This is a genomic window from Johannesbaptistia floridana, assembly GCF_057440575.1.
The window spans coordinates 66,930-77,120 of sequence record NZ_JALKVM010000262.1; the positions used below are offsets into that span (position 1 = coordinate 66,930).

A 10,191-nucleotide genomic window follows, 5' to 3' on the forward strand; every position below is an offset into this window, starting at 1 on the left:
AAAAACATGAAGTACCAAGAATGGTTTAAAAACCAAACCACTCGTGCCTTCAGTTGGTTAATCATAATTTCTTTAGCTGTTTTCGGCTTAATCCTACCCGCTTTAACACAGCAGCCTGTTGAAATAAAAGTTTTAATGCAAGCTTTAGAAGCAACCCAATGGCAGCCATTAGTAGAAAAATTTAATAATCAACATGATAATATTCGTTTCACCATTATTGAAGCGCCTAATGCTAGTAATCAAGTAGAAGATTTATACACAGCTTCTTTTTTACTGGGTAAGTCTCCCTATGACTTAATTTACATGGATATAGTCTGGGTGCCAAAATTCGCTGCTGCTGGATGGTTAACAGATTTATCAGAGTATATTACTGAAGATGAAAAAGAGGAATTTCTCCAAGGTGATATCAATGGAGGTACCTACCAAGGGAAACTCTACCGTATGCCCTTTAGGTCTGATGGGGGAATGCTCTATTATCGCACAGATTTACTAAAAAAAGCAGGCTATGAACCTCCAGAAACCTTTAATGAACTAATAGAAATTTCTAGAGATATACAAAAACAAGAATTAGTAGATTGGGGTTATCTCTGGCAAGGAAAACAATACGAAGGTTTATCCGCAATGTTTGTGGAGATTTTACAAGGTTTTGGGGCAGAATGGATTAATCCTGACACTCTAGAAGTAGGATTAGATAAACCAGAAGCAATTAAAGCAGTAGAATTTCTGCAAACGGCGATCGCCTCAGGAGTTTCCCCTCCAGGAGTTACCACCTACGCCGAAGAAGAAACACGGCGCCTCTTCCAAAGTGGTGATGCTCTATTTTTACGTAATTGGCCCTATGTATATGCCCTAGCTTCCCAGTCAGATTCCCCTATCCAGGGAGAATTCGCGATTAAACCAATGGTCCATAGTCCTATTCATTCTAGTGGATCCTGTTTAGGTGGTTGGGGATTAGGGATTTCTCAAACTAGTTCTCATCCCGATGCGGCTTGGGAGGTAATTAAGTTTATCACTTCACAAGAGTCACAAAAAGAATTTATACTAGCAACAGGTTATGTACCGAGTCGTAAAGCCTTATTTACAGACCCCGATATTTTAGCGAAATATCCCCACTATGCAGAACTATTAACAGTAGTAGAAAATTCTGCCCTACGTCCACCTATTGCCCAGTATTCTCAAGCATCAGATATTTTACAGCGTTATCTCAGCGCTGCTTTAACCAATCGAATCACTCCCACCGAAGCGATGGAAACTGCTGCTGCTGAAACTCGAAGATTGTTAAATAGATAGTGAGTGATAGAGATAAATAAAATATGAGTAAAAGTATCGAAGAGAAAGAAAAAACCACAGGCTGGTTTTTACTATTACCAGCTTTATTGGTTCTGGGTTTAGTATTTGTTTACCCTATCGGACGAGCATTTTGGCTAAGTTTATTTAACGAAAATTTAGGTACCCAACTCCAACCGGAGTTTACAGGGTTGAGTAACTATAGTCGGATGTTAGGAGATGGGCGTTTTTGGGCCACTATTTGGAATACTAGCTTATTTACAGGAGTTAGTGTGGTATTAGAGTTAGTTTTGGGGATGGTTATCGGTTTAGTGCTAAATCAGGCATTTCGAGGCCGAGGTATAGTAAGGACCATCGCCATTATTCCTTGGGCTTTACCTACAGCGATTATGGGATTGGCTTGGGCGTGGATATTTAACGATCAATTTGGTGTGGTTAACGATCTTCTCCAAAGATTAGGAATAATAGAGGATGGGATAAACTGGTTAGGAGAACCGAATTTAGCGATGTTAGCTTTAATTGTTGCTGATGTTTGGAAGACAACCCCTTTTATTAGTATCATTCTCTTAGCTGGGTTACAATCTATTCCAGAAGACCTCTACGAAGCCCATGCCATTGACGGCGCTACTCCTTGGCAAAGTTTCTGGCAGATTACTCTCCCTCTGGTTATGCCCCAAGTGTTAATCGCTTTGTTGTTTCGCTTTGCCCAAGCCTTCGGAATCTTTGATTTAGTACAAGTGATGACAGGAGGAGGACCAGCCGGAGCTACAGAAACCGTATCTATCTACATTTATGCTACGGTAATGCGTTATTTAGATTTTGGCTATGGCGCTGCTTTAGTAGTAGTAACTTTTATACTGTTAATGTTAGCTGTCGGTATCACTAGTTTGTTACTTAGGAAAACCGCGAATGGATAAAAAAATATTAAATCAATTGCTGTTTAGTCTTAGTTTAATCCTCATTTTAAGCTTTTGTTTAGGACCAATACTCTGGCAAATTCTCACTTCAATTAAAACTAATAGTGCTATCTCCGCTATTCCCAATATTTACTTCCCTAGTTTAGATCAACTAACTCTAAACCACTATTGTGAACTATTTCCGGCTTGGTTGGTAAAAATCTTTAATCAAGTTAATTTATGCAGTATTGAGACACCAAGACGTCCCTTTTTTAACTATGTATTTAATAGCTTCTTCCTCTCTACTATCTCTACTATACTTTGTTTAACATTGGGAGCGCCTGCGGCTTACTCCCTAACCCGGTTAAAACTTCCTGGAGAACAGGTTATTCTTGCCTTTGTGTTAATAGTTACTCTCTTTCCCTATATCTTGCTTTTTCTTGGCTTATTAGAAATCATTCAGTTTTTTGGTTTAGCTAATAACTATTTAGCTTTAATTGTGCCCTATACAGCTATTAACTTGCCTTTAACCATTTTGGTAATGCGTAGTTTCTTTATGCAATTACCTAAGGATTTAGAAGATGCAGCCAAAATCGACGGCTATAAAACAGTTTCCATGCTGTTAAAAATTGTGCTGCCTTTAACGATTCCTGCCTTAGTAACTACGGGAATTCTTACCTTTATCTTTGCTTGGAATGAGTATATTTTTGCCTTAACTTTTATCACAGAAGACTCTCTCAAAACCATACCAGTGGCTACGGCACAATTAGGAGGTTCCACTGTATTTGAAATACCTTATGGCACCATCGCCGCGGCAACGGTGGTGGGTACTTTTCCTTTAGTTATTTTAGTGTTAATTTTCCAGCGTCGCATTATCCAAGGTTTAACCGCAGGTGCCGTTAAAGGTTAAGTTAATCACTCAAAATAAAAATTACTGCACCCTAAGAGGTCAATTTGACTTAGGGTGCGGTATACTATATACTATTAAGGATTAATGAAGTTGTAAAAGGTTAGCGATTTAGCTAACTTTTTCTAATTCTTGGTTAGTTCCGTTAGTTTCACCGAGATTAACTTTAACTACTCGGTTAATCACTTCTTCTACTTTAGGTAGATTGAGGACTAACATACCATCTTTGAATTGAGCTTGAACTTCGTTGTTACGCACTGGTACTGGTAGTTTAATCGCTCTTTGGAAATTACTACGATAAAATTCTGAGTAGTAGATATGGTCTAGTTTGTGTTCTTTTGTATACTGTCCTTTCAGAGAAACTGTATCGCGAGTAACACTAATATCTAAGTCTTTAGCTTCCCATCCAGGTAATTGGACTTTCAGTATTAATTTATCTCCTCCATCTTCTAATTCTAGAGCGGGTTGCCAGTTATTAGATACAGGGTTTTTTCCATCGGTTAAATCTTGGAACATACGGTCAAATTGATTGCGTAAAATTTCTAAATCTGTATAGGGATTCCAGCGTACGATTGCCATAATTGTTATCTCCTTTTTTTGTTTTAGTTAATTAATTTTCCTAATAATTTGATTATCTCAACTATGACTAGTAGTTGATAAGTGGGAAAAACCAGATAAACCAGGTGGAAAACTACACATTCTCCCGTTGCACATTTTTAAATCCTTACTGAGCTCACATCTTCCACCAGTACATAAGTACTAAATTAATCTCAGAAAAAGTTCATTTCTCTTTAGTCTAAGATCGTAGCAAAGGTCATCTATGGCCCCGGATTTAAAATCCGGGGCCATAGATGACCGCCCATACGCGGTCATCCAATTTTTAAGCGCGATCGCATTAATTCTTTAACTCATTACTTCCTCACTTCAAAACTTCAAAACTCATTACTTCTTACTTCAAGACTTCAAGACTTCTTACTTCAAAACTCATATCTAGTATAAAGAGCAGGGGGGCAGAAAAAAACTGTTTATGTAACACTTTATTTACAAAGTCTTTAATAAATACCACAAAATACAAAAAACCACATTATAATATAAGAAGAACTAAATCAATTCTTTTAATAAGATGTTAAGGAATAGAATTTCTAGAGCAAGAAAGCTCTTGCAAAAACCAATTTCGACTTGCTTAGTATTCCTCTTAACTTTAACTTTAACGGTATCTTGTGGAGTTTCTAATACTAATCAAAACCCTCCTGTGACTACACCAGTAAGTTCAGTGGAAGGAAATCAAGCTCAATTAATCAGTCGCCGAAATTCTGGTATTAATATTGGTGTTACTAGTGAAAACTCAGGTTTTATTGATGAGCTAGAAAATCTTTTGCAAAAGAATAAAATCCAAAACTATCACATACACAAAGGTGGAAGTTTTGTTTTAGGTACAGCATTTTGTGATGGTCAAATTGATGCCATGTTAGGGGCAGACTCCAATGTGGTAGAAGCTAGTTGTCCTAACAATACGCCATCTAACTCCAAAGTTCAACTCTACTCAATGTTTGTAGAGTTCGCTTTGCACAAAGATGTCATAGCAAATCTTGGTTGGGATAATAGAGAAGTTTCCCTAGGAGAAGTTCTCAAGGCACTAGAAACAGGGAAAGTCTATTTAGCTAGTTCGACTCCTCCCTATTCTAATAGTGGTAACAAAGTTTATACTGCTTTAGCTCAAGAAATTAGTAAAGAAGCAGGAAAACCTACTATTGAATTTGAAGAGGAAACTGTAGAACGTCTCAAAGCTGTATATTCTAACAGAAAACTTTCTTCGGAAAGCTCATCATGGTTAATGGCTAATGCTTATCAACAAGATGATAACTGGTGGAAAGGCACTAATGATGGATTCCCTAAAATTGTGGTTGGTTACAACACTCTGTTTAACAACTCCTTTGAATATCATGGGAAGATAATTGATTACCCCAGTCGTCCACAAATACAGACAATTCCCTTAGCAACACCACTGGGTAGCTTACCTACGGCTTTTGTTAACCAAGCACATCCCCAAAAAGAAACTATCGAAAATATTTTTAACAGTTTAGCTAATTCTCAGTTAGCCAATAATTATAACAGTGCTAAAAAAGCCAACGATAAAAACACCCTACCCCCCTTTACTGGAGAAAAAATCCGCGAAGGAATTAATGCTTATAATTCTGATGTACGTGATGCTACTAATTGGATTCTGGTATTAGATACTTCTGGGTCTATGGGTGGAGAAGGAATTAAAGGATTAAAAAATGGGGTGATAGCTCTTGTGGACCCTGATAGCGCTCAAACAAATGGTGTCTATAAACAAGAGGATTCTTTTGTGATTATCCCCTTTAACACTGGTTCAAGTCAACTTAATGGTAATTCTAGAGAAGAACTAGCCAATCAAGTTAGCCGACTAGGAACAGGAGGTGGTACTAATTTATATTCAGCATTGAATAATGCTCTAAATAATTTACCAAAGGCGCAAGGAAATACTCTAGTAATATTTTCTGATGGAGCTCCCGGAGATGGTCCATCTAATAATCTTTTACAGAGATTCCAAGAATTTGTCGCTAATGGGAATCAAGTTATTTTAGTTGGTGTTGGTAACATCTCTGAGAGTGGTATCTCTCAAATAGCTGGACACCTTTCGGCTCAAAAAGTTGTCTACTCTAATTCTCCAGAAGACACGGCACAAGAATTTTTCAAAGGTGTAGCATCTGCTCTTTAGTTTTTGTCGAGGTAGATAAATGAACTTTTTTTCTAACCCCAAAACGTTGGGATTTTTAACCCTAGTTGTAGTCTTTTTATTAGGAGTTTTACTAAATCTCAACCTCATCTTAACGGCAATGGTTGCCATACTGTTAGCCTTAGCAGTAACGATTTTAATGGGAAATATCGGCTCAAGACTTCAGTTTTTTTTCCCTATCTATGGTTTTATATTTTTAGCGGCTGCTATGGCTTTAGCTGTAGTTGTAGGATGGCAGGCTTTTTCTGGGCCGCCTAGTATCGGTATTGTAGTGGGTAGTGAACGGATTCATCTGGTTGAGTCACAGGATTTTCAAAACCAAGTACTTGATAAGATTCCGGTAAAACTTCAAGAAACTCATAGAGCAGGTTCTCTTAAGCAAGCTACTCTAGTTAAAGAAAATAAACTTGATTTGAACTTGTATCAGTTGTTCTGGACTGGGGATAAATCCCAAAGTCAAGATTTATTAGATGCCTTAGAAGCGGCAGGCAAAAAGCCAAGGGTGATTGATACTTTCTACGACCCCTTTGTGATTATTGCTAAACAGGATGCTATGGAAAAACTCGCAGCAACTAACCCTAATCATATTAAAAAGTTGGATAGTCAATATTTTCAATATGAGATTGATACCGAGTGGCTTGCTAGTAAACTGAATATATCTACTGTATCTTGGCAGAGTTTAGGTTTACCTGAATATTCTGACCCTATCAATATACTTAGTTCTAATCCTACTAAAAGTGGCGGTGGACAATTAACTTTTATGTTGTTTGTATATTATTGGGATTTAGAAATTACTGGTACTCCTGGTATCGATATTCCCTTAAACCCACAAGTAGCAGAAAGAACTATAACTTCCTATCAGTCATATTACCGTACCGGTTCCTCCGGTGAAATTGTCGAAGAACTTGTTGGTCGGGGTTTTACTCCCTTTGGTATGACTTATCTTTCTGCGGCACTCACAGAAAAGGAACGTTGGGAAAATGATTATGTGTTAGTAAAGTTAAATCCTACTATTGTCTCTTCTATTCAATTGGTGGGAATCGGAGACATAGGGCATGAATTTATCAATCAATTATCTACTGATACTCCTTTAACTGAGAGTTTTACAAAGGTCAGTCAACAGTACAATTACAATGTTGTGCCTAATAGTGAAAATCGGTCAATTCCTCACCCTAGTGCAGGTGCTTTTAATGCGGTGACAGAATTACTAAACAATAGTTAAAGTATAGGCGATCGCTCTATCCTTAGCAATAGCAGGTGACATCTTGCCCACATTCATCTGCTAAATAACACAAAGCTCGAAATCTCAGGGCAACTACTTCTTCATAGAGAGGATTTAGTTTACATAGAGGAGGAATATGAGCAATTTTACGCCCTAGTAAATAAATATCACGTTCAAAAGGACACTGCATTGGAATCAAGCGACAAAGTAGATGGGCCACTGACTCACTGCGAATTTCTAGTTGATTAAGCTTTTGACGCAGGGGATATAAGTAATCTCTTTGTCTAGGGTTACAGAAATTTTGATTAAAATGAACATCAAACATAGTTACTACTCCATTTATTTCTATACCTCTAGTTTAACCATAAGCTTTTAAGATGACAATAGTTTTTATATATAAGTTTTATTTATTAAAGATAAGCTTATCTTAACTAAGATTTGCGGAAAAGAAGAAAATGGATTACTATTTTCATTGATGTGTGTATATAGAGCTATTAAGAGTAATAGTTAACTATATAAACTTGAGCGTTACTTGAAATCGCCTCAAAAGCATTCAGCATAATGTTAAGAGACCACATCTTACCACGATTTCCACTACCAGAGCCAATTAGGGGAAAAGCAGCACTAGCATAGTTGTGATGATTGATTAAATTCATGGCATTGATAACTGATTGGCTAACTGAATACTCAGTAGCAAACCATAACATATTGATTCCAGCTACGTGTATTATAGATTGATATGGTAACGAACCTGATGATGTAATCCTAGCTTCTCCTAATGGGATTGGGCCTAATTTACCTAATTCTTGAAAAGGTTTTATTCCCCCTTTTTTCTTGATTGCCCCAGAAACTCCTTGAGGAAGTAATAGCCACCAAGGAATAATATTTCTGTTCCATGGGTTGACAATTACTTCAACATTTTGTGCTAATAAATCCCCTGTGATAATTTCAGGTTTCATCTTTTCACCCTCAAATAATATATATCAAACATTACATATATTATATTTAGATCCAACCAGTAAATAATATCTTAGCTTTGCCGAGGTAGTAACTTGTCTACCTCTTGAAAATTCTGGACAATTGCTTGCAAAGGTTCATCTAGATAATTTAGGGCTGTTTCGCGAATAAATTCTGGTACTTCACCATAAAAGGCTTCAGCAATTCCCCCAGTTATACAAGCTTGAGTATCAGTATCTCCTCCGAGGGAAACCGCGTTGCGAATAGCATCTTCAAAATCTTGGGATTCTAAAAAAACGATAATTGCTTGGGGAACAGAACCTTGACAAGAGACATCAAATTTATAAACAGGTCTAATTGTGTCTAGATTTTCGCTTAAATTATAGTTGAAGTTATTCTCTATATAAGCTTTAATAGATTCTTTACTATTACCTGTACGAGCTAAAAATATAGCTGAGGCTGTAGCTTGGGCACCTTTTATGTTATGGGTAACTTCTGCACTCCGTTTAGCTTCTCTTAGTACTAACTCTAAATCATTGAAAGCAAAACCTACAGGACTAACTCGCATAGCTGAACCATTTCCCCAACTATTATAGGGTTAACACCGGTTCTGTGCGGTTAGAATATGCCCACTTCCTAAAGTTACCACCGTATCCTGCGGCAGGATAACGGCGATAATAAAGCTTTAGTTGTTCACTGTAATCTTTATTTTCCAGTATACTTTCAGCAATGGCAATAGTTAAGACCGTATCATCAGTAAAAGAAGAGAAATTAGTAAAGAGAGGGAAATCTTTGGTTTTAATAGGATTTGCTTCCCAAACAGAACCGATTATATCTCCGGCGATCGCACCTAACATACTTATTCTCCAATAACTATAATTTTATTTTAACTAGCCTAGTTCAAAACTAGTAACTCCAAAAATTCTTTCAACAGGTAAATCAGGAATAACCCCTTTATACATTCTCGCTGTTTCAAAAACTAATTTCATCTTATACTTTTTAACTAAGATAATAGCATCTTGATTGATTTCAGGAATATCTAAATAAAATAATTCTCCTGGTTTTATCTGAGACTGTAAAGCAATAAAAATAGATTCTGCTAATTCTAAACTTTCAGCAAACAAAGGCCCTATCTTATACCCAGCTTGACAAGTTCTAATTACTCCATAACCTAATATTTCTCCTTCTTTAACTATTCCTAATGCTTTGACTCCAGTTTGATTTATCCATGACTTGAGAAAATCCCTTCTATCATCAGGAAAAAATTCTTGGTCATAATTATTAATTACTTCAAAAGGCACTTTTGATAAATCAACAACTTCATGTTTTTTGACTAATTCTTTACTTATTCCTTGGTAACGAATATTACGATAGGCAAGCTTAAATCCTGATTTTTGATAATTATTTTGTTGACTTACTACACCATCTAATCCAATATTTCTTCCTGATAAATGCTTAATAGCTGCATTCCAAATTTTAATTCCGTAACCCTTGTTTCGATAGGGGTTTTTAACAATATAAAAACCCAAAAACCCGAATGTTTTTCCATATCTTATTGCCGAAATAGTAGCGATTGGTTCTTCATTTAGAACTCCTATTAAAAATCCTTGAGAATCAGCCTGATAAAAAGAATCAGCATCATACAAACCGGGATTCCAGCCTTCTAAACTAGCTAATTCTATAGCCAGATTGACTTCATCTCGATTCATTACTCGGATTATATAGTTATCTGAATTCATGTTTTTGATTCAAAAGTCCTACTACACACATTGTTCAATTATTTTCTTGTTTCCGTATACTTATAGCGTTTTCTGAGTTGAGACTCCCCAATAGTGGCTAATGTCCTTAATTCTGCTATGGTTTGTTTTTGTTGTTCTATTTCTTGTTTTATGGTTATTTGTGAGGTTTTTTCCTTCGCTAATTCTGCTTTTAAGCCTTGGATTTCAGTTTGGAGATTAGAAGCTTTAGTCTCAGCCTTGGTGATTAATTCATCTTTCCTGGCTAAGTGAGATTCTAATTCTTTTACCTTAGCTTCAGTTTGGCTGATTAATTCATCTTTGCCTGCTAAGTGAGATTCTAAATCTTTTACCTTAGCTTCAGTTTTGGTGATTAATTCATCTTTGCCTGCTAAGTGAGATTCTAAATCTGTGTAAGCTTTTAC

General features: G+C 36.5%; 12 protein-coding genes. 5 read left to right on the forward strand and 7 right to left on the reverse strand.

The window, feature by feature from the left end; all coding sequences use genetic code 11:
* Nucleotides 1–6 precede the first annotated feature (6 nt).
* The 3 genes from MW688_RS16595 to MW688_RS16605 are packed head-to-tail and all read left to right on the forward strand — an operon-like array spanning nucleotide 7 to nucleotide 3,093.
* A complete protein-coding gene (locus MW688_RS16595) occupies nucleotides 7–1,290 on the forward strand; it encodes an ABC transporter substrate-binding protein (RefSeq protein ID WP_486737125.1) in 1,284 nt (427 codons plus the stop codon).
* 23 nt (nucleotides 1,291–1,313) lie between these two features.
* A complete protein-coding gene (locus tag MW688_RS16600; RefSeq protein ID WP_486737126.1) occupies nucleotides 1,314–2,204 on the forward strand; it encodes a carbohydrate ABC transporter permease in 891 nt (296 codons plus the stop codon).
* On the forward strand, nucleotides 2,197–3,093 hold the full coding sequence (locus tag MW688_RS16605) for a carbohydrate ABC transporter permease (protein WP_486737127.1): 897 nt from the start codon (nucleotides 2,197–2,199) through the stop codon (nucleotides 3,091–3,093). The genes MW688_RS16600 and MW688_RS16605 overlap by 8 nt, the downstream gene beginning before the upstream one ends.
* A 108-nt stretch (nucleotides 3,094–3,201) precedes the next feature.
* Here the strand turns inward: MW688_RS16605 and MW688_RS16610 are convergent, their stop codons facing one another.
* Entirely contained in the window at nucleotides 3,202–3,669 is a 468-nt protein-coding gene (locus MW688_RS16610) for an Hsp20/alpha crystallin family protein (protein ID WP_486737128.1), read from the reverse strand.
* Between the two features lie 580 nt (nucleotides 3,670–4,249).
* On the opposite strand from MW688_RS16610, the gene MW688_RS16615 reads away from it, so the two are divergent.
* Both MW688_RS16615 and MW688_RS16620 read left to right on the forward strand, forming a co-directional pair.
* Nucleotides 4,250–5,833: a vWA domain-containing protein gene (locus MW688_RS16615; protein WP_486737129.1), complete on the forward strand. Its 1,584-nt coding sequence runs from the start codon at nucleotides 4,250–4,252 to the stop codon at nucleotides 5,831–5,833.
* Nucleotides 5,834–5,852: 19 nt separating this feature from the next.
* Entirely contained in the window at nucleotides 5,853–7,073 is a 1,221-nt protein-coding gene (locus MW688_RS16620; protein ID WP_486737130.1) for a type 2 periplasmic-binding domain-containing protein, read from the forward strand.
* 22 nt (nucleotides 7,074–7,095) lie between these two features.
* Here the strand turns inward: MW688_RS16620 and MW688_RS16625 are convergent, their stop codons facing one another.
* The 6 genes from MW688_RS16625 to MW688_RS16650 all read right to left on the reverse strand — a co-directional run.
* Nucleotides 7,096–7,398 (reverse strand): Mo-dependent nitrogenase C-terminal domain-containing protein, encoded by a 303-nt coding sequence (locus tag MW688_RS16625; protein WP_486737131.1) that lies wholly within the window; start codon nucleotides 7,396–7,398, stop codon nucleotides 7,096–7,098.
* A 169-nt stretch (nucleotides 7,399–7,567) separates the two neighbouring features.
* Nucleotides 7,568–8,032: a macro domain-containing protein gene (locus MW688_RS16630; protein WP_486737132.1), complete on the reverse strand. Its 465-nt coding sequence runs from the start codon at nucleotides 8,030–8,032 to the stop codon at nucleotides 7,568–7,570.
* Between the two features lie 71 nt (nucleotides 8,033–8,103).
* Nucleotides 8,104–8,598, reverse strand: a complete 495-nt coding sequence (locus MW688_RS16635; protein ID WP_486737133.1) for an ADP-ribosylglycohydrolase family protein — start codon at nucleotides 8,596–8,598, stop codon at nucleotides 8,104–8,106.
* Between the two features lie 22 nt (nucleotides 8,599–8,620).
* Entirely contained in the window at nucleotides 8,621–8,887 is a 267-nt protein-coding gene (locus MW688_RS16640; protein ID WP_486737134.1) for a hypothetical protein, read from the reverse strand.
* Between the two features lie 33 nt (nucleotides 8,888–8,920).
* Nucleotides 8,921–9,769, reverse strand: coding sequence for a GNAT family N-acetyltransferase (locus tag MW688_RS16645; RefSeq protein ID WP_486737135.1), 849 nt, complete (start codon nucleotides 9,767–9,769; stop codon nucleotides 8,921–8,923).
* A gap of 38 nt (nucleotides 9,770–9,807) precedes the next feature.
* Nucleotides 9,808–10,191 (reverse strand): hypothetical protein (locus MW688_RS16650; protein WP_486737136.1); only part of this gene is annotated, 384 nt, incomplete at its 5' end.